Source organism: Escherichia sp. WS2035 (assembly GCF_046487065.1).
In the GTDB taxonomy this organism is placed as follows: Bacteria; Pseudomonadota; Gammaproteobacteria; order Enterobacterales; family Enterobacteriaceae; genus Escherichia; species Escherichia coli.
On sequence record NZ_JBJQKD010000002.1, the window covers coordinates 238,596 to 261,077 of the forward strand.

14 protein-coding genes and 2 pseudogenes are annotated in these 22,482 nt (G+C 52.2%); 6 read left to right on the plus strand and 10 right to left on the minus strand.

Annotation, left to right across the window (positions count from 1 at the left end):
- The first annotated feature begins 2 nt into the window (after nucleotides 1–2).
- From yehY to yehW, 3 genes are read left to right on the plus strand one after another with little or no spacing between them, the layout of a single operon-like run.
- Nucleotides 3–1,160 (plus strand): glycine betaine ABC transporter permease YehY, encoded by a 1,158-nt coding sequence (yehY, locus tag ACJHX4_RS05875; protein ID WP_000221815.1) that lies wholly within the window; start codon nucleotides 3–5, stop codon nucleotides 1,158–1,160.
- The gene (gene yehX / locus ACJHX4_RS05880) at nucleotides 1,153–2,079 is read left to right on the plus strand and encodes a glycine betaine ABC transporter ATP binding protein YehX (RefSeq protein WP_000569347.1); all 927 of its coding nucleotides are present in this window, start codon (nucleotides 1,153–1,155) and stop codon (nucleotides 2,077–2,079) included. The genes yehY and yehX overlap by 8 nt, the downstream gene beginning before the upstream one ends.
- A 4-nt stretch (nucleotides 2,080–2,083) precedes the next feature.
- Nucleotides 2,084–2,815 carry a glycine betaine ABC transporter permease YehW gene (gene yehW / locus ACJHX4_RS05885; protein WP_000783109.1) on the plus strand — a complete coding sequence of 244 codons (732 nt, stop codon included), beginning with the start codon at nucleotides 2,084–2,086 and terminating at the stop codon, nucleotides 2,813–2,815.
- Here yehW and ACJHX4_RS05890 read toward each other — a convergent pair.
- Together ACJHX4_RS05890 and mlrA are read right to left on the minus strand one after the other, a co-directional pair.
- Entirely contained in the window at nucleotides 2,796–2,903 is a 108-nt protein-coding gene (locus ACJHX4_RS05890; RefSeq protein ID WP_001216963.1) for a protein YohO, read from the minus strand. The two genes, yehW and ACJHX4_RS05890, sit on opposite strands and share 20 nt — an antisense overlap.
- Before the next feature lie 59 nt (nucleotides 2,904–2,962).
- Nucleotides 2,963–3,694: an HTH-type transcriptional regulator MlrA gene (gene mlrA / locus ACJHX4_RS05895; RefSeq protein WP_001240408.1), complete on the minus strand. Its 732-nt coding sequence runs from the start codon at nucleotides 3,692–3,694 to the stop codon at nucleotides 2,963–2,965.
- Between the two features lie 221 nt (nucleotides 3,695–3,915).
- On the opposite strand from mlrA, the gene btsS reads away from it, so the two are divergent.
- The 3 genes from btsS to ACJHX4_RS05910 are packed head-to-tail and all read left to right on the plus strand — an operon-like array spanning nucleotide 3,916 to nucleotide 6,834.
- Entirely contained in the window at nucleotides 3,916–5,601 is a 1,686-nt protein-coding gene (gene btsS, locus ACJHX4_RS05900; RefSeq protein WP_001295431.1) for a two-component regulatory system sensor histidine kinase BtsS, read from the plus strand.
- Complete coding sequence (gene btsR, locus ACJHX4_RS05905; protein WP_000598641.1) at nucleotides 5,598–6,317, plus strand: two-component system response regulator BtsR; 720 nt, start codon at nucleotides 5,598–5,600, stop codon at nucleotides 6,315–6,317. Before btsS ends, btsR begins: the two co-directional genes overlap by 4 nt.
- Before the next feature lie 46 nt (nucleotides 6,318–6,363).
- Nucleotides 6,364–6,834: a DUF1456 family protein gene (locus tag ACJHX4_RS05910; RefSeq protein ID WP_001295430.1), complete on the plus strand. Its 471-nt coding sequence runs from the start codon at nucleotides 6,364–6,366 to the stop codon at nucleotides 6,832–6,834.
- Nucleotides 6,835–6,874: 40 nt separating this feature from the next.
- Here ACJHX4_RS05910 and ACJHX4_RS05915 read toward each other — a convergent pair whose 3' ends face one another.
- The 8 genes and pseudogenes from ACJHX4_RS05915 to ACJHX4_RS05950 form a co-directional block, all read right to left on the minus strand.
- A complete protein-coding gene (locus tag ACJHX4_RS05915; RefSeq protein WP_001296231.1) occupies nucleotides 6,875–7,336 on the minus strand; it encodes a YehR family lipoprotein in 462 nt (153 codons plus the stop codon).
- Nucleotides 7,337–7,460: 124 nt separating this feature from the next.
- Nucleotides 7,461–9,464: an SWIM zinc finger family protein gene (locus ACJHX4_RS05920; protein ID WP_021533504.1), complete on the minus strand. Its 2,004-nt coding sequence runs from the start codon at nucleotides 9,462–9,464 to the stop codon at nucleotides 7,461–7,463.
- On the minus strand, nucleotides 9,461–10,597 hold the full coding sequence (locus tag ACJHX4_RS05925; protein ID WP_001292786.1) for a vWA domain-containing protein: 1,137 nt from the start codon (nucleotides 10,595–10,597) through the stop codon (nucleotides 9,461–9,463). Before ACJHX4_RS05925 ends, ACJHX4_RS05920 begins: the two co-directional genes overlap by 4 nt.
- Complete coding sequence (locus ACJHX4_RS05930; RefSeq protein ID WP_001294398.1) at nucleotides 10,590–12,869, minus strand: DUF5682 family protein; 2,280 nt, start codon at nucleotides 12,867–12,869, stop codon at nucleotides 10,590–10,592. The genes ACJHX4_RS05925 and ACJHX4_RS05930 overlap by 8 nt, the downstream gene beginning before the upstream one ends.
- A gap of 10 nt (nucleotides 12,870–12,879) precedes the next feature.
- Nucleotides 12,880–13,968: an ATP-binding protein gene (locus tag ACJHX4_RS05935; protein WP_001296229.1), complete on the minus strand. Its 1,089-nt coding sequence runs from the start codon at nucleotides 13,966–13,968 to the stop codon at nucleotides 12,880–12,882.
- Nucleotides 13,969–14,669: 701 nt separating this feature from the next.
- A pseudogene (yehK, locus tag ACJHX4_RS05940) lies at nucleotides 14,670–14,986 on the minus strand (protein YehK).
- Between the two features lie 60 nt (nucleotides 14,987–15,046).
- A pseudogene (yehI, locus tag ACJHX4_RS05945) lies at nucleotides 15,047–18,705 on the minus strand (DUF4132 domain-containing protein YehI).
- Nucleotides 18,706–18,714: 9 nt separating this feature from the next.
- Nucleotides 18,715–22,476: a DUF4132 domain-containing protein gene (locus ACJHX4_RS05950; RefSeq protein ID WP_000860751.1), complete on the minus strand. Its 3,762-nt coding sequence runs from the start codon at nucleotides 22,474–22,476 to the stop codon at nucleotides 18,715–18,717.
- Between the last annotated feature and the right edge of the window lie 6 nt (nucleotides 22,477–22,482).

Here is a 22,482-nt window from a genome sequence, read left to right on the forward strand (position 1 = left end):
CCGTGACTTATCTACGTATTAATCCTGTTCTGGCGCTGCTGCTGTTGCTGACGGCAATCGCAGCGGCGCTGCCGTTTATCAGTTACGCGCCTAATCGTTTAGTTTCGGGTGAGGGGCGTCATCTCTGGCAGCTGTGGCCGCAAACTCTCTGGATGCTGGTGGGCGTTGGTTGCGCCTGGCTGACAGCCTGTTTTATTCCCGCTAAAAAAGGCAGCATTTTTGCACTCATTCTGGCGCAATTCGTCTTCGTATTGCTGGTGTGGGGAGCTGGAAAGGCGGCGACACAACTGGCGCAAAATGGCAGTGCGCTGGCACGTACCAGCCTCGGCAGTGGTTTCTGGCTGGCTGCGGCGCTGGCACTGCTGGCCTGTAGCGATGCCATCCGCCGAATCTCCACGCATCCGCTGTGGCGCTGGTTGTTGCATATGCAGATTGCCATTATTCCGCTGTGGTTGCTGTACTCCGGCACGCTTAACGATCTCTCGTTAATGAAAGAATACGCCAACCGTCAGGATGTGTTTGACGACGCTCTGGCACAACATCTGACGTTGCTGTTTGGTGCGGTGCTGCCTGCGTTAGTGATTGGTGTGCCGTTGGGCATCTGGTGCTACTTTTCCACCGCGCGGCAGGGGGCGATTTTTTCTCTGCTGAATGTCATTCAGACCGTGCCTTCGGTAGCGCTCTTTGGCCTGCTGATTGCGCCGCTTGCCGCGCTGGTTACGGCCTTTCCGTGGCTGGGAACGCTCGGCATAGCAGGAACCGGAATGACACCCGCACTTATTGCGCTGGTGCTCTATGCCTTGCTGCCGCTGGTGCGCGGCGTAGTAGTCGGCTTGAACCAGATCCCGCGCGATGTGCTGGAGAGCGCCAGAGCGATGGGGATGAGCGGGGTGCAGCGTTTCCTGCATGTTCAGTTACCGCTGGCGTTACCGGTATTTCTGCGCAGCCTGCGGGTGGTGATGGTGCAAACCGTTGGCATGGCGGTGATTGCGGCGTTAATCGGCGCAGGCGGTTTTGGTGCGCTGGTTTTCCAGGGGCTGCTAAGCAGTGCCATTGATTTAGTGTTGCTGGGGGTGATCCCGGTAATTGTTCTGGCGGTGCTTACCGACGCGCTGTTCGATTTGCTTATCGCACTGCTGAAGGTGAAACGTAATGATTGAATTTAGCCATGTCAGCAAACTGTTCGGCGCACAAAAAGCCGTTAACGATCTCAATCTCAATTTTCAGGAAGGGAGTTTTTCGGTGCTGATTGGTACATCAGGCTCCGGTAAATCCACCACTCTGAAAATGATTAACCGCCTGGTGGAGCATGACAGCGGGGTGATCCGCTTTGCCGGAGAAGAAATTCGCTCGCTGCCAGTACTGGAGTTGCGCCGCCGGATGGGCTATGCCATTCAATCTATTGGCCTGTTTCCCCACTGGAGCGTGGCACAAAACATCGCCACCGTGCCGCAATTGCAAAAATGGTCACGGGCGCGGATCGACGATCGTATCGACGAATTAATGGCGCTACTGGGGCTGGAGCCAAATTTGCGTGAGCGTTATCCGCATCAGCTTTCCGGTGGTCAGCAGCAACGTGTGGGAGTGGCGCGCGCACTGGCTGCCGATCCGCAAGTCTTACTGATGGATGAACCTTTTGGCGCGCTGGACCCGGTAACGCGCGGCGCGTTGCAACAAGAGATGACGCGCATTCACCGTTTGCAGGGGCGTACCATTGTGCTGGTCACTCATGATATTGATGAGGCGCTACGGCTGGCAGAACATCTGGTATTGATGGATCACGGTGAAGTCGTGCAGCAGGGCAATCCTCTGGCGATGCTGACTCATCCGGCGAATGATTTTGTCCGCCAGTTTTTTGGTCGTAGTGAGCTGGGTGTACGCCTGCTTTCGTTACGTAGCGTGGCAGATTACGTGCGCCGTGAAGAACGGGCTGAAGGTGAGGCACTGGAAGAAAGGATGACGCTACGCGATGCGCTTTCTCTGTTTGTCGCGCGGGGATGCGAGGTGCTGCCGGTGGTGAACACGCAGGGCCAGCCTTGCGGCACGCTGCATTTTCAGGATCTGCTGGAGGAGGCGTAAGCGTATGAAGATGTTGCGCGATCCGCTGTTCTGGCTCATTGCTTTGTTTGTGGCACTGATTTTCTGGCTACCTTATAGCCAGCCGCTGTTTGCTGCCTTGTTCCCACAACTGCCACGACCCGTTTATCAGCAAGAAAGTTTTGCAGCTCTGGCACTGGCTCATTTCTGGCTGGTGGGAATTTCGAGTTTGTTTGCGGTGATCATTGGTACTGGTGCCGGAATTGCTGTCACTCGCCCGTGGGGTGCGGAATTTCGCCCACTGGTGGAAACTATTGCCGCCGTTGGGCAGACTTTTCCGCCCGTCGCGGTGCTGGCGATTGCCGTTCCGGTGATCGGCTTTGGTCTGAAACCAGCGATTATCGCCTTGATCCTTTACGGCGTGCTGCCCGTCCTGCAGGCGACACTTGCCGGGCTGGGAGCGATTGATGCCAGCGTGACAGAAGTTGCGAAAGGTATGGGAATGAGTCGTGGTCAGCGACTGCGTAAGGTCGAGCTACCGCTGGCGGCTCCGGTGATTCTGGCTGGCGTGCGAACTTCGGTGATTATCAACATTGGTACGGCGACGATCGCCTCAACGGTAGGGGCCAGCACGCTGGGTACGCCCATCATCATCGGACTTAGCGGATTTAATACCGCGTATGTGATCCAGGGAGCGTTACTGGTGGCACTGGCGGCGATCATCGCAGACCGCCTGTTTGAAAGGCTGGTGCAGGCGTTCAGCCAGCACGCAAAATAAAGGTATAACCTGCGAGCATGACGCCACCAATTCCGCCTAACGCCATAAACAGGAACAGGGCGATGACCCCAATTTTAGCTATGCGCATAATGCACTCCTTATGTTAACGAAAGGATTGTACAGTAAAGCGCATTTGTTAACGAATCATTAAATGCCGAGTGGGAAAATATCATGGCCTTGTTCTTGCCAACTGGTGAGTTGCTGCTGTTGGGCGGAGGTTCGATTATCACCGCACCACACCAGCAATGTACGGCCTTCGAACAGTTCAGGGCGTAGTTGATTGAGCGAGTGGGCGAGGACATCAATGCGCCATCCTTGTTGACTGGCAATCCAGCCCTCCAGCCACAGACGAGTGGTATCCTGAATATTCCAGCCAACCACCAGTGCATCTTTACCCTGTTTTTTGCGCGCCGAAGCCAGGCAAATAGAGATGTAGTTGATCAGTACGCCGTCGAGGATCGCCAGCAGCGTCTGGAGAGTCGGTTGTTGGCACTGAAGCCGTCGGCGCAGAGGAATAAACAGATGTGTGGTGAGTGTCTGGGCGGGGTAATCCTGACCGCGCTCTTTGATCCACGTTCGCAGGCTATGCAGATTGCCGCTTTGCAGGTAAGTCAGTAATGTTTCTTGCTGATCGCGCCAGCCGTTCTGCACATCAACATTTTCATTACTGAGCAGCATTTTTACTTTGCTGACCTGCACGCCGTTGTCGATCCAGCGTTTGATCTCGCGGATCCGGTCAATATCGGCATCGTTGAACAGCCGATGGCCGCCGTCTGTCCGTTGCGGTTTCAGCAATCCGTAACGCCTCTGCCACGCGCGTAACGTGACAGGGTTAATATCACAAAGCAACGCCACTTCACCAATTGTGTAAAGCGCCATCGTCTCACCCTTGCTCGCGAGGTCCCGGTTTAACTTTAGACGCAGTTTTGCGAACCAGGTAGTTTTGCCCGTTTTTTGTGCATCTATAGGGTGATTTTATTTTTGCCAGGCGATTTTGAGTGATCGTACTCACGAATTCTCATTTTTCTGCAAGAGTTCAAAGAAAGTTAAACGCAAGCAATGTATGTTACGCATTTTAAAGGGAAGTGTGGTTTGCGGGTATGTACGATTTTAATCTGGTGTTGCTGCTGCTTCAGCAGATGTGCGTTTTTTTAGTCATTGCGTGGTTAATGAGTAAAACGCCATTATTCATACCGTTAATGCAGGTCACGGTTCGTCTGCCGCATAAATTTCTCTGCTACATCGTCTTTTCCATCTTCTGCATCATGGGCACCTGGTTTGGGTTGCACATTGACGATTCTATTGCCAATACCCGTGCGATAGGCGCGGTAATGGGCGGCTTACTCGGCGGTCCGGTCGTCGGTGGGCTGGTTGGTCTGACCGGCGGGTTACATCGATATTCGATGGGGGGCATGACCGCGCTAAGTTGCATGATCTCGACCATCGTTGAAGGATTGCTCGGCGGCCTGGTTCACAGCATCCTGATCCGTCGCGGGCGCACTGATAAAGTCTTTAACCCCATTACCGCCGGTGCCGTCACGTTCGTCGCTGAAATGGTGCAAATGTTGATCATCCTGGCGATCGCCCGACCTTATGAAGATGCGGTGCGTCTGGTGAGTAATATTGCTGCGCCAATGATGGTCACCAATACCGTCGGCGCGGCGTTGTTTATGCGTATATTGCTCGATAAACGCGCGATGTTTGAAAAATACACTTCGGCTTTTTCTGCCACTGCGCTGAAAGTGGCGGCCTCGACGGAAGGCATTTTGCGCCAGGGGTTTAACGAAGTGAACAGCATGAAAGTGGCACAGGTGCTGTATCAGGAGCTGGATATTGGTGCAGTCGCGATTACCGATCGAGAGAAATTGCTGGCCTTTACCGGAATTGGTGACGACCACCATTTACCCGGCAAACCGATTTCTTCGACTTATACCTTAAAAGCGATTGAAACCGGTGAAGTGGTCTACGCTGATGGCAACGAAGTGCCTTACCGTTGCTCTTTGCATCCGCAATGCAAACTGGGGTCGACGCTGGTCATTCCGTTGCGTGGTGAAAATCAGCGAGTGATGGGTACCATCAAATTGTATGAAGCCAAAAACCGTTTATTCAGTTCAATCAACCGCACGCTGGGCGAGGGGATTGCGCAACTGCTTTCGGCGCAGATCCTCGCCGGGCAATATGAGCGGCAAAAAGCGATGCTCACCCAGTCAGAGATCAAACTGCTTCACGCCCAGGTGAATCCCCATTTTTTGTTTAATGCGCTTAACACCATTAAAGCGGTGATCCGCCGCGACAGCGAACAGGCCAGCCAGCTGGTGCAGTATCTTTCCACTTTTTTCCGCAAAAACTTAAAGCGGCCTTCGGAGTTTGTTACTCTCGCCGACGAAATTGAACATGTGAACGCTTATCTGCAAATTGAAAAGGCGCGCTTCCAGTCGCGGTTGCAGGTCAACATTGCTATTCCGCAAGAATTATCCCAGCAGCAATTGCCCGCGTTTACCCTGCAACCGATAGTGGAAAACGCCATTAAACATGGGACATCACAACTGCTGGATACAGGGCGAGTGGCAATCAGCGCCCGACGTGAGGGGCAACATTTGATGCTGGAGATCGAAGACAATGCCGGTTTGTATCAACCGGTAACCAATGCCAGTGGGCTGGGGATGAATCTGGTGGATAAGCGTTTACGTGAACGGTTTGGCGATGACTATGGGATAAGCGTCGCCTGTGAGCCTGATAGTTACACCCGAATAACGTTACGACTACCATGGAGGGACGAGGCATGATTAAAGTCTTAATTGTCGATGATGAACCGCTTGCACGGGAGAACCTGCGCGTATTTTTGCAGGAGCAGAGCGATATTGAAATCGTTGGAGAGTGTTCAAACGCCGTGGAAGGGATCGGCGCGGTGCATAAACTGCGCCCGGATGTGCTGTTTCTCGATATCCAGATGCCGCGCATCAGTGGTCTGGAAATGGTGGGGATGCTTGACCCGGAACATCGCCCGTATATTGTTTTTCTCACCGCGTTTGACGAATACGCCATTAAAGCCTTTGAAGAACATGCCTTTGATTATCTGCTGAAGCCAATTGATGAAGCGCGACTGGAGAAAACGCTGGCGCGATTGCGTCAGGAGCGCAGCAAGCAGGATGTTTCGCTGTTACCGGAAAATCAACAGGCGCTGAAATTTATCCCTTGTACGGGGCATAGTCGGATTTATTTGCTGCAAATGAAAGATGTGGCATTTGTCAGCAGTCGGATGAGCGGTGTCTACGTTACCAGTCACGAAGGGAAAGAGGGCTTTACCGAACTGACATTACGTACCCTGGAAAGTCGTACACCATTACTGCGCTGCCATCGTCAGTATCTGGTTAACCTCGCGCATTTACAGGAGATCCGTCTGGAAGATAACGGCCAGGCCGAGTTGATTTTGCGTAATGGCTTAACCGTGCCGGTCAGCCGCCGTTATCTGAAAAGCTTAAAAGAGGCGATTGGCCTGTAAAAGACTGCTAAAATGGCTTTTTGCCTCATCAACACCTGAAGGCCTCATGCTAAGTAACGATATTCTGCGCAGCGTGCGCTACATTTTGAAAGCCAATAATAATGACCTGGTGCGTATTCTGGCGCTGGGTAATGTCGAAGCCACCGCGGAACAGATCGCCGTCTGGCTACGTAAAGAAGACGAAGAGGGTTTTCAGCGTTGTCCGGACATTGTTTTGTCTTCATTCCTCAATGGCCTGATTTATGAAAAACGCGGCAAGGATGAGTCTGCTCCGGCACTGGAGCCGGAACGTCGCATTAATAACAACATCGTGCTGAAAAAATTACGCATCGCGTTTTCGCTTAAAACCGATGACATTCTGGCAATCCTCACCGAACAGCAGTTCCGCGTTTCGATGCCGGAAATTACGGCGATGATGCGTGCACCGGATCATAAAAACTTCCGCGAATGCGGCGATCAATTTTTACGTTATTTTCTGCGTGGACTGGCAGCGCGCCAGCATGTGAAGAAAAGCTAAGACGGGTATGGCGGCCATGCGAAACATGGCCGCCGACAGATTATTTCACTTCTTTAAAACCAGCGGCTTTCATCACCAGTTCCATTTGCGCCATAGTGATACCTTTTTTGGCATCTTCAGCAGAAACATTGATTCCTGAAATACCCTGCAGGGCTTTAAAATCCACTTTTTCCATATCAATAGTCACGTTTTCCTGCGCGTAGGTATCGGTATAGGTTAATTTTTCTTCAACACCCGCGATGTTTTTGTATTTGGCGCTTAACGGCTCAAGTGTCCTGGCGGCATCTTCTTTGGTGGTTGCACCAATGGAGGCAAATTGAATTTTGGTTTCAGAAGATTGCTTAAGCACCTTGTCACCTTTGTAGACATAGGTAATGGCAATTTCAGTGCCGTTCAGATTGGCGCTGAATTTCTTTGATTCTTCTTTGTCACCGCAGCCAGCAAGAGAGAAAACCAGAACAGATGCAACAACAAGGGAAAACAGCTTATTGAAAGCCTTCATGTAAAACTCCATTTTATTTAATCAAGGAACTGGTGACTCTCACCAGGGGCTATATAGGATATGCCTAATACTGTGGCGTGAGCAGTCCGGAACAGGAGTAGAACTCTTAATAAAAAGCACTATTTCATCCTTGTTGCTGAAGCATGGGGAATAATTGTTCGCAAAGCAAAACACCGTTATTCATTGCTTCTACCCGTGCCTCGCTTTCTGTATTACGAAATTGTCCCAACACATGTGCCAGCCGATAAAAACCCACCGCGGTGAGGTCATTCGCCAGCAACTCTGCCTCACCAATAGCACTCTGTTCCTGATAGCGCCAGCCGTTATGGAGCAGTTGAATAAGTAACGCCTGGCAGCGCATCAGCAACTGATGAGCGGTAGACGGCACAGGCAGAACGCTGGCAGAAGGTAGCGGTGCCACAGGCGCAGTTTCTGCGTCCAGCGCCCAGGCGCGGGTTTTTGTCATCATCACCCGTGGTTCCAGTGTCAATTGCCCCTCTACAAAACTGACAAAGCCAGAAACCAGACTCACGGGGTCGTCTGTTTGTTGCAAAAGCGCCGCCATGCGTTCAACGGCAAAAGGAGAACAGGCAGATGCCGGAAGGGATAACGTCAGCACATTATCTTCTCCTTCGCCGCTGATTACCTGCGCATCCAGTGTCTGGCGGCTGCTATCCCAACCGAGCGAAATACACTCCGCTACCGGCAGAATAAATAAGTTATCGACCTGGTTGAGTGGTCGTATGCAGGCGGGGGGACGCTGGCGTAAATATTCCCGCAAAGCCACAATGCCCGGCTGGCGCAACGGCGCGCTCAACATTTGCCAGGCGTCTGGCGACAGTGGAACAACACTACTCAAGCGGTTACGGGTCGCTAACAGCAGCTCGCCATCGGCACTGCGTTTTGCAGCTTGTGAAACAATTTGCCCACCTGCCAGTGCGCCAGCCTGAAAACTAAACAGCCGACGCGTCGCTGCCGGTGAGTTTTCCTGTTCGCTTCTCTGCCAACTACGCGAAAGATGCAAAATACTTCCTGTGTCGGGATCGGTAAACCAGATGCGTAAACCATACTGCTCAATATCCTGCCAGCAACGCATACCTAAAGACACCAGCCGCAGATGATCAAGTTTTGCTTCTCCGGCAATGCCAGCGCCAACGACCGTGCGCCACGGCATGGGAGGAACTTCACCGATACTGTCGCGTCGCGCCATCTCTTGTACGCAATTTAATCGACTGTTTAATGCCGCAAGCTGACGTAAGCATTCTCCGGCATGGTAGTGGCTGGCACGGGCGTGGAAGGCATCAACACTGGCGCGCAATTGCCGTAGCGATTCACTCACCCATCGCCAGTTGCAGCGTTCCGCCGCTTGCTGCGCGCGACTGAAAGCGGCCTCGTAATGGATTGGCGGTTGACTTATCCCGCCCAGCCATAATGCCTGGCTTAATTGCTGAACATATTGACGACACGTTTTGCCTTCTTCGCTGGCAAACGGATCATCAGATGATGTCACGTGTTCACTGCGCATCTGCCAGATTAAATGAGTAAATTCCGCTTGCTGAGTTTTGGCCTCGACGAAGGCCTGCACAGCCAGTACGACATGTTCGCAAAGTGTGCCTTCAATGCAATCACAGCGTGCGAAGCGAATGCTGCTGCGGGAATAAAAACGCACATCGCTCATCGGTAATCGGGCAGAGGGAATTTCGCCAGGCGCACAGAACAACTCAATGGTGATGCCTTTAGCGACCAGCGCCTGCGCGCGTTTGCGGGTGGCATCGGGCAGGTTAGCCAGTTCTTTCAGCCAGATTGCTGGATCCCACTCTTCTTCTTTTTTTTCCGTAGGCTGGGCGGTGACACAAAGTCGTTGATAACTTAACACCAGCATCACGCGATGACGGCACATGCCGCTGGCCCCGCAGGTGCACTGAGCCTCTTTCAGTGCCTGGCCGTTCGCCAGCTGGGTACGGACACCGTCACTGAAGGTGGCGATTAAAGCGCCGTTCTCATGACTGATTTCCGGGACGTTGCCATTTTCCAGTTCCTTAAGGCTGCGCTTAACAAAACCGGCATTGCTTAACGCCGTCAGAGCCTGCGGCGTCAGTTCTAATAATTCCGGACGTAGTGAATTCATGACTGAAGATTCTCCGCAAGCCAGGAAGCCAGCTCGCCCGGTGTCATTGCGGCTATTTGTGCGCCGACATTAACCAGCGCCTGGGCCGTATCGTGGTCATAGCAAGGTGTTGCGCTGCTATCGAGCGCCGCCAGTCCCAGCACTTTGATGCCGCTCTGGACACACTTTTTCACCTGATGCGTCAGCAATGATGATGACCCCCCTTCGTAAAAATCGCTCACGAGGATAATGACGCTTTTCGCTGGTTGTTCAATAAGTTGCCGACCATATTCCACAGCACTGGCGATATTGGTCCCGCCGCCTAATTGCACTTTCATTAATAGCTCTACCGGATCGGCAACGTCTGCCGTGAGATCAACCACGCTGGTGTCAAAAGCGACCAGATGGGTACGAATGCCGGGTAACTGCCATAAACAGGCCGCCATCACTGCGGAGTGGATCACCGAATCAACCATCGATCCGCTTTGATCAACCAGTAGGACCAGTTGCCATTGTTCGCTATAGCGTTTTATGCGGCTGTTAAAGCGGGGGGATTCGATATACAACTTGCCGTGTTGCGGGTGCCAGTGTTGCAGGTTGGCGCGCAGAGTACTTTTGAAATCAAAGTTTCGCGCCAGTGAAATAAATGAGCGGCGACGGCGATCGCGTACTCCAGAAAAAGCCTGACGAACTTCCTTTGCCAGTCGAGCCATAATTTCTTCCACAACCTGGTGCACTATCCGGCGGGCGGCAGCCAGTACTTCGGGATTCATCAGATGTTTGGTGTGCAAAACGGCGCGTAGCAGGCTTTCAGAAGGCTGCATACGTTCCAGCACGTCGAGATTCGTCACCACATCTTCAATGCCGTAGCGCAGCACGGCATCGCTTTCCAGCCGCTCAATCACCTGTTGCGGAAACAGCGTGTGAATGCTGTTAATCCACTCAGGGGTGGTGAGATTTGAACGACCTAATCCACCGTAACGTTCACCACGCTGGAGCCGTTCAGGATCGCGCCCATACAGCCACTCCAGCGCGTGGTCTATCTGCCGGGCGTTGTCATCCAGCCCACAAAGGGTCGTTTCTGCCGCTTCGCCAAGAATTAATCGCCAGCGTTGTAGCTCACGGGTGGTCAGAAGATCGTTCAGTTCAGACATGGAAAACTCCCCAGTGTTGCAGCGATGCCAGTGCCTGCTGTTCGAGTTGTTGATGATGTGCAATGGCTTGTGGTGGACAATGCAACAGCATTTGCAGCGCTGAAACGGGAAGCTGTGTGAGCTGGTAATGCTCAAGCACCTGATGCGCCAGCGTCCCGCGTTCTCGTGGTGGTAGCCAGGCCATCGCCGCGCGTAAATCGGGCAGGGCATTGATAAAATCGGCATCACTCAGTTGATTTAAATGACTGCTGAAACCGGCGATAAATACCGGCTGACAGGCCAGTTGATGACGGGCTAATGCCAGCAAACCGTGCAGCGCCTCGCCGGATTGTGCCGGGGATAACTGCGCCAGCATCGTCAGCGCCGCTTCGGCACTGGCGTTGGGATGTTCCAGACGCATCAGTGCGCCAAGAGTCGCGCCGCGATCCAGCGCCGGGGCATGAATCGCCTGACTGCGGCGCTCCAGTAAGGCTACCGCCGCAGAAAGCGAAACGCCGGGTAAATTAACGCCGCTATGTAGATCGCGCAGGATATGGCAAAGCGCCTGCCAGCTATGCAGGTGAGCGTGAAACTCCTTTTCATCCGGTCTGCCGTTGGATTCACATAGCCACAGCGTGCGATCGATGGCCGCGCATAATGTCGTTTGTAATATCTGCGCGCCTTGCATACCGCTAATTTCATCCAGCCGCCATAAGGCATATAGCACTTCCAGCGCCTGGCCCATTTCGGCGAATTGATTTTCCTGGGCAATTAATAATGTGAGTTGTTCCAGTAATTGCTGACTGAAAGACGCCAGACCCGCTAACGCTGCCTGGCTAAGACATGTGGTGATACAGCCGATTCCACCCGCGTCCAGCATATCGGCTTCTAATTTATGGCGTGCGGCTTCCTGGAGTGTGGCACCAAAGCAGGCGGCCTCAATCAATGCCGCATGCTGGCTAAGCGGGCGGGTTAATTTCCAGCATTCTTCACCGTTGCCTGCAAGTGTCAGCGTACTTCCCTGCTGGCGCACAACCCCTGGGATCTCCAGTATTGCCAACCGATGTAACACCTGACTTTGCGCCAGTCCATCGGGGGTAAAGCGATTTAAGGTAAGCTCCGCCGGAAGAGAGATTCCGGTACGTTCCAGTTCGCAGGTGACATCTTTTGGCAGAGGCGGTTGTGGCGTAGAAGGGGAAAGTTTACCGAATCCGTCACCCGCTAATGTGTCTATCACCGTTAGCAAAATCGGATCGGTATCGGGATGAATAACTCCGCGATAGCTCCACGGCAACGGCGCATTCAGGGCTTCTTTAATCAGCGAGCCAGCTATGGCATCCAGCCAGTCAGTGCGTAGAGGTAGTGTATGGCCGCGCAACTGTGCCAGTGCCATCGCATGCAGATGAGCAGCAGCCATATCAGCGGTAGAAGCGGGCAATTTGTGCTGGCGCAAACGGGTAAGAACCGTTTTCAGCAGTTGTTCACCTGCCTGCTGTAAGCCACACTGCCAGCACCAGTTTTGCCAGACCGGGGCAGGCATTCCGGAAAGGTATCCTGCCAGCACATCAAGGCGCTTTTCACTGTAGGGTGTGAGATAACAACCTGTAACGCCATCTGCCAGCGAGGACAATTCTGGCTTGTTCATTTCCTGCGGGCATTTGCGCCACATTTTTGCCAGTGCAGGAGCGTGCCAGCCGCCGCAGACGACTAACACGTCGCCATTGTTTTGCTGCATCGCCCATGTAATCCAGCGAGCCATAAAGGCTTCGCGCTGACGATTGAGAGCATCTCCGGGGGAATCGCCCCGCAGTTGGGCAAAATAGTGCGCCAGCGTAGAGGGTAATGCAGTTTGCTGGCTTTCATCTTCGAATAAGTGATCCCACAGGGTATCGCTGTTATCCATGCGGGTGGCACGCAGCAGTAAGGTCTGGCTTTCATCTTGTGTATCAGGCGAATCGTCCTCTTCTTCACTCTGCGCCCAGCAAGGCAAATCGATGAAGTAAGTTTGTGCCTGAATACGACGTGCGGCTTGTAGCGCCTGCCACTCCGGCGAAAATTCAGCAAATGGCGTCCAGGCACCACGCCCGGGGGCCGCACCGTCCTGATACTGGCAATAACTGTAAATAGCTACCGGAAGCTGGTGGGCTAAAAACAGTTCGTCTACCCGGTCATTAAAATCAGCCGGGCCTTCAATCAATACGTATCGTGGCCGCTGGCTTTCGATTAACGATTTCACCAGCCGGGCGCAGGCCGGGCTATGATGCCGGATGCCGACAATTAACGGCTCGCTCATGCATCTTTCCTCACGGCAGGCGGTGGCGAGCTTGATAATAAGCCTGCCAGTGAGCTTCTTTATGTGTGGCAACACGTTGTTCGAAGTAACGGCGCAGGCGCGCGCGGTCTTCTTCGTTATCTTTGACGATGGTTCCGGCAATACAGTCCACCAGATCGGCTGGCTCACCTGCTCGATTCGCTAAAAACCAGGCGCGGACGCCCACCGCGTGGGCCACGTTCACGGCTTCAGCGGTGGACATAATCGCTGTCAGTGTATCCATTGACGTTTTCTTTTCGCCGTTGGCACGCAGATCGCGAAAGGTGCGGACCAGTAACTCCAGTACCGCGTCAGGCACTTTATGCGGAATGCCGCTATGGGCCAGCAAACGCGCCGAAGCACTGGCGACAAGCTCCAGCTCCTGGGCGAAATCCATAATCGGAAAGACAGTTTCAAAATCGAAGCGACGCTTTAGCGCGGCACTCATTTCATTGACGCCGCGATCGCGCGTATTGGCAGTGGCAATAATATTAAAGCCTTCCCGAGCATAGAGTTGACTGGCTTCACCAGTGAGTTCCGGCACCGTCATAACCCTGTCAGAAAGCATACCTAATAAACAGTCTTGTACTTCCAGTGGAGTACGCGTTATCTCTTCAAAACGGACGATTTTGCCGTCGCGCATTCCCAGGTAAAGCGGGGCAGGGACCAGCGCTTCCGTTGACGGACCATGATTGATAAGCAGGGCGTAGTTCCAGCCGTACTTGATTTGATCTTCGGTGGTAGATGCGCCGCCCTGGATGGTTAACCCGGCATCGCCGCTAATAGCGGTTGCCAGTAATTCAGACAGGAGAGATTTTGCGGTACCCGGTTCCCCCACCAACATCAAACCGCGCCCGGTGGCAAGAGTGACTAACATGCGTTCGACAGCAGAGGGACTAATCACCACTTTACGGCGAATATTTTGCGCTTCGTCGCCAAGAATAAAAGCACGGGCCGCAGGCAAACTTAACTGCCAACCGGGCGGGCAAGGTGCGTTATCATTTTGTTTTAATTTTGCCAGTTCAACGGCGTATAACACAGCAGCAGGCGGACGCTGCAGGTGATTATTCTGCGGTGACATATATTCATCCCTGAAATGTATTAATGAAATAAACGATATTTTACGCGCAATAAATGTTTGGCGCATTAGTTGTTTGAGCGGAAAATATCTGGAAAGCAGATCGCAAAAAATAAAAAAACCTGCTGGTGAGGCAGGTTCTTTTATTTACTACTTTCAGGCCTAACACCGCAGCCTGTGCAACATCGTGTTCCAACGAACGAATTATAACCACCGCTGGACCCCGTTGCAATTAAGATAATGAGATTTATAATCCTGACTGTTGGGAGGTTGCGCCGGATCGAACCAATTTCAAGTCCTGGCTACCGGACGGGTGGTGCTGCAGGTGGTGCCTGATCCGGAGTGCAACATCGTGGTCCAACATACGTAAACCAGTATCGACAGGCAGTGTAAGGGTAAGGTGCTGGTGTTGCGCTCCTTAAAAGGAGAGCGGATGGACACGCTGACACAAAAGTTAACCGTGCTCATTGCTGTACTGGAGCTATTAGTGGCTCTGTTACGGTTGATTGATTTGTTGAAGTAACGGGCAAATTGAAACGCATCTAAGGGGGAATACCGTTTCCCCCTTTAATAAAGCTATACTCGCCATACTTCAAGTTGCATGTGCTGCGACTGCGTTCGTTCACCCCTGTCACTTACTTTAGTAAGCTCCTGGGGACTCACTCGCTTATCGCCTTCCTGCGACTTGAATTATCTAGAGTATATTATTCTATTTCTTGGTTGAATATATTCTGTAGTTCACAATTAAAAATTGCTATTACTGTTTCATGTGATTCACCTCGTAATTTCCGCTCATCAATAAACTCATCTCTTATATAAATCAACGCATCATTTATTAGTGGTCGGCATCTTCTCGATCACGTTGATGAAATGTTGGATGTAGCCGGAATCGCTCCAGTCGATAGACGGAACCTGTAAATAATTCAGAGCATTTATGGATTTCAAGTCTGAAGGAAAACGGCTCTTCAGGTACAGGGATCTCATAATCGTAAATAGCAACCAGCTCTTTTTGCACGATCATCGCTTCCCCCGCTGGTAGGTCGTGTTGATAACGGGCAGTTGCATCACTGCCCGCTGTGTTTTAATGGAAAATGACGTCAGGTGCGCTTAATGCCTCACTCAAATCAAACACATCAAGTTCGGCAAAAGTGACGGATTTATTGTCACGGTAAACCCGAAGAGAACGGAAGCTCATTAGCGCTTTGCTATCAACATTGTAGTGGTTAAAACCGGGTGAAAACTTAAGGACCAGCCGGTACGCACCTAAGTCATAGACAAATGCGTCCTCATAGCCTGACTCCCAGCCTTTGTATCGCATTCCCATAAGTTGCCCAACGGTAGCGGATTTACCTTCCCAGCGAGTCAGGCTGTTACTGGCTGACTCGTCAGGTGTGAGCAGCACCGTGCGCCGCGCCAACTGGCGAAAAGGCGGCATAATTTCGTAATCGGCAAAAAGCTGTGCAAATTCACTGCGCATTTCTGCTGCCATTTCTAACGGGTGGGCAATGCCAATCAGAGCATCCGCAGGCAGGTCAATGGGCTCATCTTGTGCATTGCAGAACTCCCCCTCTGCGGCCACACGAAAGGCGTTGAGTAAACGACGCGGTTCATTTGCCGGATAAACCCCCCAGGTTCATTTGCCGGATAAACCCCCCATATTAATCGCTGGGTAACCAGGCGGGTAAAGGGATGATTAACAAACAGAGAATGAAAATCTGCCAGCGACCAGCGGCGGGTGATACGTAGGGCTGCTTCAAGACGTGGGAGCAGGTTTTTGCTCACCTGAGTGGCATCTTTTTTTAGCCCTTTTAGTCGGGCCAGTGCCTCGGGCGCTTTCAGTTGATCGTCATCGGCGCGCAACCGGGGAACACTTTTCTGGCGAACGTTTTGCTGATCAAAGATAACCGGGTTGAGGTTTTCATCGAAGCGAACGGTAAACTGCCGGGGACCAAAATCAAAACTCAACGCCTGCGGATCATCAAGGCCCAATGTTGGGACTAATCTGTCCGCTAACTCTTCCTGGCTTAGCCCGCGATTTTCTGCGACCACCTGAAGAAATTCCGCCGCGTTATCACGTAAGGAGCGGGATTTCGCCCGTTGGGATATATGGTGCAGCTGTATCAGCGCCATATCATTATTCATCAGGGTAAGGATGTTCAGGCCACTGACAGCACGGGCAGATTTGCCTTCTTGTGGCCAGGCGAGGATCTGTGTCGTCAGATCTCGTGCCGTGGTTTCGTCACCAAAGAGACTTAACGCCAGAAATGCCCAGTTGTCTTTTGCGGGGGCACCAGCTTGTTGCCACGCGGTGAAAAGATCCCAGGCAAAAGCTGCCAGCGTTTGCGGCTGGCAAAACGTTTTCAGCTGTTCCAGTCCGCCATAAAAACGTCCGCCCTGGGTAAAGCGCAGCATTTCGCCGATAATTTCCAGAGCGTCATCGGTAACAGGCTGATTATTAGTGATAAGGCGCGGCCTGGACCACATTCCCGGATGCCAGAAATCAGGAGCTTTTGGAATACGTGCCGGGTAAATTTCTATTGGACCCAGTTTAAGTAATTGCTCCAGGGCAGGCCATACATCTGTACGCTGCCAGCGGTTTGCCACGGTTTGCAGTAATTCGCCATGCCCTTGTTCATACAGTAAACGCAGGGCAAGTAATGCAGCTTCGCTATTATCGCTGGGTTTTGTAAAGACAAGAGGGATAAGTGCAGTAGCCGTATGTTCCGGCCATTGTAAAATCCACTGGCGAGCCAGATCACGCTGCGCCGCGAAACGTCGCCAGACGCGGGCAACGGGCAGGGCCAGTTCTGTTGCGCCGAAATTTAAAATTAACGGAAATGTTTCTTTTGGATGATGTGAAAAAGCCAATAACAGGCCAGGTAATGTATCCAACCCGAGGATACTGAGAAAATAGTCCTCACCCGCGAATAGATGCTTTTTCTCATTGATACGCAGCCAGAAAGTCAAAGCCATCTCACGTGGCAACTGCGCCAATAAATACAGGTTCCAGACACTCTTTTCCTGACGATAATGCGAGTAGCTATCATTTTCCCAGGTGTTAATTAACGCTTCAACGTCGCCGGAACGAAGCGCCTGTTCGGCTGATTTTGCTTCCGTGGAGTGCCAGCCATTGTTGATTTCCTCTACTCTGCGCGGGGAGTAATGCCACTGACCCACTAATGATTTGCGCGCCGCATCCAGTTTGCCGGGCAGTATATAATTCCGGAACAGCCATACATCATCCCCAAAACCTAGCTCCTGTAGTACAACTCGACCACTTTTTCGTTCCATGCGTTCCGTAAAAGATCCCGTGCTGAAATAACGGGCAGACTCTGTGGCGGCAAGTCTCTCTCGTTCGCCTGGTTGCCAGCGGGCTTTGGGCGCTAATTCAAGAGGCACTAAATCAAGGCGCAGCAATGCCGTTTTTTTCTTACCTCGCCACGGTGGAGAAACAAGTATTTCTGGCAGGTCGTTGCTATGAGTACTCTCGAAAGCAAGTTTTGGCGATGCCGATAAATAACCATTCACCACTGCCTGGGCTTGTGTACATAAGCACGGCATCACCTCTTCTGCCAGTTGTGGCTGCGATGCCATCAGCGTTTGTAACAGCGTATGCCAGTATTCATCACGTGCTTTTTGCTGTGCAGGCAGCTTTTTGTCTTCGATGATGGGATAACCAGGGCGCGCAGGGGGGGCTTTTAACGCCAGCAGCTCTGCCAGTGCGGCGAGCGTCGCATGGGGGAAGTTTTTACTGTATTTAGCCACACGTTGCAGGCTGGGTTTGTTTTTATCAGCCACCAGTAGCAAGGTGCGGATGACTTGCGGATGGTTAATTTGTACCAGCAGACTGCCGCAATCTTCTTTATGTGCATACATCGCGAGGCGCGGAACGGCTGCCAGTCCTTGTTCGCGCAAAAGGGCAGCGCAGGCCGCGTAGCCGAAGTGGTTTTCATGCGACATGTAGCTGGCTTCTCGATCGCTAAATATATCCTGGCTCCAGTAGCGTGCGAGTTCTTTCACCGCCTTAGGGTCATCAGCAACAACTTTTAACCACTCTTTTGAGCGAAAATGAGTTTGCGAACATTCAAGGCTTACCAGCTCGTTGGCGATTTCGGGTTTTTCCGGGAGGTTCAGCGCAATAAAAGGGCGGCGAACTTTGGTTATTCCTGGCAGTGCGGCAATGAGTTTGTCGGCGCAACGCTGCCAGCAGCTTTCCTCTGCCAGAGAGAGATGCTTACGCAATCGGAGATCGAATTCGTTATAGGTTTCTGAGCGATAACCATAGCCATAGTCCTCGTTCTGATATTGCAATGTTACTACCAGAGGATCACTCTCATAACACCGTACAATAAACTGGCGTGCAATCACCACCTCAGTTGCATATTCCAGCCCCTCTTGTTGGACGATTTCGTCGAGCAACTGTTGGCTATCATTTTGCGCGATACAGGCTAGCGCCGCCATTGTCCGGGCCGTGATTGAGGGTTTGTGTTCGCCGATCAAGTTGATGGCCTGCGTGATGGCGGACTGCCACTCCAGTGAAAAGTTTTCATAACGCCAGACAATGTTTTTTTTCTTCTCTGCTTTTTGTAGCAATTCATCACCCAGTGTCTGAATGATGTTTTCAGTGATAACAGGTACCGGTTCGCCTGGCCAATTGCGATGGCTGAGTGGTGTTTTGCCTTTTTTATATTTCAGTTCCAGTTGGGCGTTATCCGCCAGCCACGGTAATTCCTTGTCCATGCTCTTTCCTTATTCAAACAGGGCTTCAATATCGTTAATTAGCTCGCTGGCGGTGATGGCATCGAGTACGGAGAACTGCGCTTCCTGTGTTGAATTACTCCCCCAGCCATAGCTTTCCGCTTTGCCTTCCCATAGCCACAGCTTGCTTAAGAGTTGCTCGGCACTGAGTTCGGCTGGCGACATGCCGACCGCAAAACCTTCATCGATTTCCATGATTAACGACCAGCGGCCCAGAGGTTTGATCATCCAGCCGATCCAGCCACCGTCCTGCGGTTCACCACGCATCCAGCCTTTATTTGCCAGCCCCATTACCCGACCACTCGGGCATTTTCTGCCTGCCCAGCGTGTCAGTTCGCTGGCATTGCGCTCGGCTTCTGTCAGCGCGTAACTGTTACGATCAAGCTGGCGGAACGGTGGTAACAGTTCGTAGTCGGCAAAAAGCTGCCCGAAGGCGGCAGCATCCGTCGGTGATATTTCCAGAACGTGAGGAATACCAATAGAGATATCGCCTTCCGGCAGGGTGAAAAGATCATCGTCAGCGGTGCTGTAGCTGTTATCTTCCGCTACGCGAAAGCAAGCCAGTAGCTGGTTTTCGGCGCTATAAACGCCCCAAATCAGACGGCGGGTTAAGTGGCGGACCAGCGGATGCTCAACCAGGAAGAGCTGAAAGTTTTCCGGTGACCAGCGGCGACGCAGGCACATGGCGGATTCCAGCCTTGCTACCTGCTGGGCGGCGACGGTACGCGCATCTTTTTTCAGCAATTTGTAGCGGTTAACAGCATTGTTCGCCTGTGATTCATCATCGCTTTTGTTTGGTTTGGGCAGGTCTTTCAGACGACTGCCGGAAGCGTCACGCACAAACGGTTTTAAGGTTTCATCAAAGCTGACGGTGAACTGGCGTGGGCCGAAATCCAGCAGCAACGAACCGTTATCATCCAGACCGAGATCCGGTGCTAACCGATCTTCAAGCTCCGCCACCGTGAGTTCGCGGCTCTCGGCAATGTTGGCTATTTTTTCTTTTGCCCGCTCCTGTAATGCTTTGAATTTCAGTTTCTGGGCGATGCCGTTAAGCTGCATCAGGGCGATATCACTACCGATAGCGGCGAGGATATCCAACCCAACGGTGGCACGTTTATGCTGGGATTCGCCAGGCCAGGCACGGATTAATGGCGTCAGTTTGCGGGCGGTGTCATCGTTACCGAGAACGCCTAACGCAGTGAACGCCCAACTCTCTTTCGACGGCGCGCCAGCGGTCTGCCAGGCGGTAAACAGATCCCAGGCAAATTCAGCCAGTGAGTCGGTGGTACAGGCATCTTTCACCTGCAATAATCCTGGATACAGTGCCTCTTCCTGAGGGAAGCGGAGCATTTCACCGAGGTGGAGGAGTGCGCTATCAGGCAGTGATTGGGCGTTTGCTTTTAATAACGGGCGCGTCCAGAGCGATGGCTGATAAAAGGTCGGAAGAGTGGGGATTTTTGTCGGGTGATTATCTAAGGGATCGAGCGCAAGTAGAGCGTTCACCGCATCGGTTACTTCCGGCTGGTTATAACGCCGGGCGATTTCTTGCAGCAATGGCTGATGACCGTTTTCGGTAAGCATACGCAAGGCAGCACGGGCGTTGTCCTGTGCTTCACCGGTTTTGCCGAGCGCTGCAGGCAGCAGGCCGGTAATGGCGTGTTCCGGGTATTTCAGCAGCCAGATACGGGCGTCTTGTCGTAATGTTTTGAGTTTGTTGAAGGCGCGGGCGATCAGTGGCGCTAATTCGATAGCCGCAAAATATTGTGCTACAGGCAGAGCTTCTTGTGGATAGCGTGAAAAGGAGTGAATAAAACCCTGTAACCCAGCGAGTTGCAGGTGCGTCATGACAAACTCGACACCGACGTGTGGCTCTTTACTGAGGACATTCCACGCCTGCGCTGTTTTTTCGATAGGCAGGGCGGCTAACATGTAAAGCTGCCATTCCCGTTGATAGGAGTGCCAGAAGGTTTTAAATTCGCTGATTAGCGCAGAATAATCTCCCCTCTGCCAGAGTTCTACAACAGCATCAGACGCTTTCATATACTGGCCATTATTCCAGCGATTGAAACCCAGACGTGTCAGGTAGTTCTGAATATCCTCTTTTTGGCCGATGTCTATTTGATGTGCGTGCCAGCGATGCCTTGCATGAATCTCTTTTTCTGCCGTCTCGGTCAATGTGCAGCATGACTCCAGCGGTAATGGCGTTAAATCCAATACCGGCATTACAGATTTTTTCTTTTTCGAAAGCCAGGGCGGTGAGACTAATACGGCAGGCAGCATATCAGCGCTGGCATGGTTTGAGGGCTGTGTCAGTTGTTGCTGGCATGATTTCAGTACGGCAACTGCGGGTGTTGAGAGCCAGGGGATTACTCGCTCTGCTAATGTTGGTTGTGAGATAAGCATTGTCATTAGCATCATGCGCCAACGCTTTTGATCTTTTTGTGCCAGAAGTTCTGCTAATGCCGCCAGCGCTGCATGTGGAAAGCGAACGAAAGTCTTTGTCATGCGATCGTGGCAACGCTTTCCCTGCTCGCTTGCATGGATAAGTAGTGTAAGTGCCTGCGGGTGGTTGATATGCATCAACACTTCACCACATGTGTCACCAGCAGCGTAAGGAGCAAAACGGGCCAGCGCACCGACACCTTGCTCCTTGAGTATCGTTGCGCACCAGATTTTACCGCCGTAATAATCATCAAATACCTGCCCTGGCTGTCCTGGATAGTATTTCCCCAGTTCTGCCAATACCTGCTCGTCGGCGGCCGTTAGTTTTAGCCATTCCAGCGCATATAACCCTTTTTGTCCGCAAAGACGTCTGGCAATCTCATGGCTCACATCTTGTTTTTCCGGCAACAATAACGCAACCAGCGGCTGATGCCAGGCGGGTATGTTTCCGAGAGCTGCAATCAGTTTGTCGGCGCAGCGCTGCCATACATCGTCATTTGCTAGTGAGAGATGTTTACGCAGACGCATTTCAACCGAGGCAAAGCGTGACAGATAGCCAGGCTGCTTGTTATCCGGGGTAAACGTAATGAGGTGGGCATCATAATTCCAGTCAAAGCGGATGGCTTGCAATGCAATGACAACCTCAGTGGCATATTCCAGACCACCCTCCTGGACAATTTGATCCATTAACTCTTCGTGATCGTTGCGATTGAAGCCTTGTTCCAGCGCAACCAGTACCGCCAGAACCATCGGTGGTAGTGCGGTGCTAATCGGTGAGTCGATAAGGCCCACTGCTTGTGTAATCGCCTGCTGCCAGTCCAGTGAACAGGTGCTGTAATCGAAGGTGATCACCTTTTTAAAACGCCGGTGAGTATGCGCGGCGACGGAGCGTAGCAGAGTTAATTCATTCTCCTGTGGCACAGAATCGCCAGGCCAGCGTCGATGACTTAGTGTGGTTGGTGCGACCTCTGTCGGTAAAATGATTTGGGCGTCGTCTGCCAGCCAGGGAAGGTGGTCTTCAGCAAATGGTGGTTTGTCTTGCGGCAAAGGGGCTTTTTCAGAGCATGCGATAACCTGGACGGGGGCAGATGTCGGTGTCGTCACGGATACTTCTTCTGCGTAGCCCTTTTTCGTTTTCTCCGCAATCAACTTCAGCTCCGCTTTTTCCGCCGCCGCCGCATCAGCAAAGCTTTTTATCTGGCTTTGCCCGTTAGTGCCGACTTTGCCCCAACTGATATGCAGTTCATTTTCCTGCTGCTCTACTGCCCAGAATTTATGTGATTTTTCGTCCTGATAAATATAGGTTTTCATTGCTAA

What these genes read in the sequence shown, in the direction of transcription:
- mlrA (WP_001240408.1), bottom strand. Translation starts at nt 3,694, where the DNA reads ATGGCGCTTTACACAATTGGTGAAGTGGCGTTGCTTTGTGATATTAAC.
- ACJHX4_RS05910 (WP_001295430.1), top strand. Translation starts at nt 6,364, where the DNA reads ATGCTAAGTAACGATATTCTGCGCAGCGTGCGCTACATTTTGAAAGCC.
- btsS (WP_001295431.1), top strand. Translation starts at nt 3,916, where the DNA reads ATGTACGATTTTAATCTGGTGTTGCTGCTGCTTCAGCAGATGTGCGTT.
- yehX (WP_000569347.1), top strand. Translation starts at nt 1,153, where the DNA reads ATGATTGAATTTAGCCATGTCAGCAAACTGTTCGGCGCACAAAAAGCC.
- yehW (WP_000783109.1), top strand. Translation starts at nt 2,084, where the DNA reads ATGAAGATGTTGCGCGATCCGCTGTTCTGGCTCATTGCTTTGTTTGTG.
- ACJHX4_RS05930 (WP_001294398.1), bottom strand. Translation starts at nt 12,869, where the DNA reads ATGAGCGAGCCGTTAATTGTCGGCATCCGGCATCATAGCCCGGCCTGC.
- ACJHX4_RS05920 (WP_021533504.1), bottom strand. Translation starts at nt 9,464, where the DNA reads ATGAATTCACTACGTCCGGAATTATTAGAACTGACGCCGCAGGCTCTG.
- ACJHX4_RS05890 (WP_001216963.1), bottom strand. Translation starts at nt 2,903, where the DNA reads ATGCGCATAGCTAAAATTGGGGTCATCGCCCTGTTCCTGTTTATGGCG.
- ACJHX4_RS05925 (WP_001292786.1), bottom strand. Translation starts at nt 10,597, where the DNA reads ATGTCTGAACTGAACGATCTTCTGACCACCCGTGAGCTACAACGCTGG.
- ACJHX4_RS05935 (WP_001296229.1), bottom strand. Translation starts at nt 13,968, where the DNA reads ATGTCACCGCAGAATAATCACCTGCAGCGTCCGCCTGCTGCTGTGTTA.
- ACJHX4_RS05915 (WP_001296231.1), bottom strand. Translation starts at nt 7,336, where the DNA reads ATGAAGGCTTTCAATAAGCTGTTTTCCCTTGTTGTTGCATCTGTTCTG.
- ACJHX4_RS05950 (WP_000860751.1), bottom strand. Translation starts at nt 22,476, where the DNA reads ATGAAAACCTATATTTATCAGGACGAAAAATCACATAAATTCTGGGCA.
- btsR (WP_000598641.1), top strand. Translation starts at nt 5,598, where the DNA reads ATGATTAAAGTCTTAATTGTCGATGATGAACCGCTTGCACGGGAGAAC.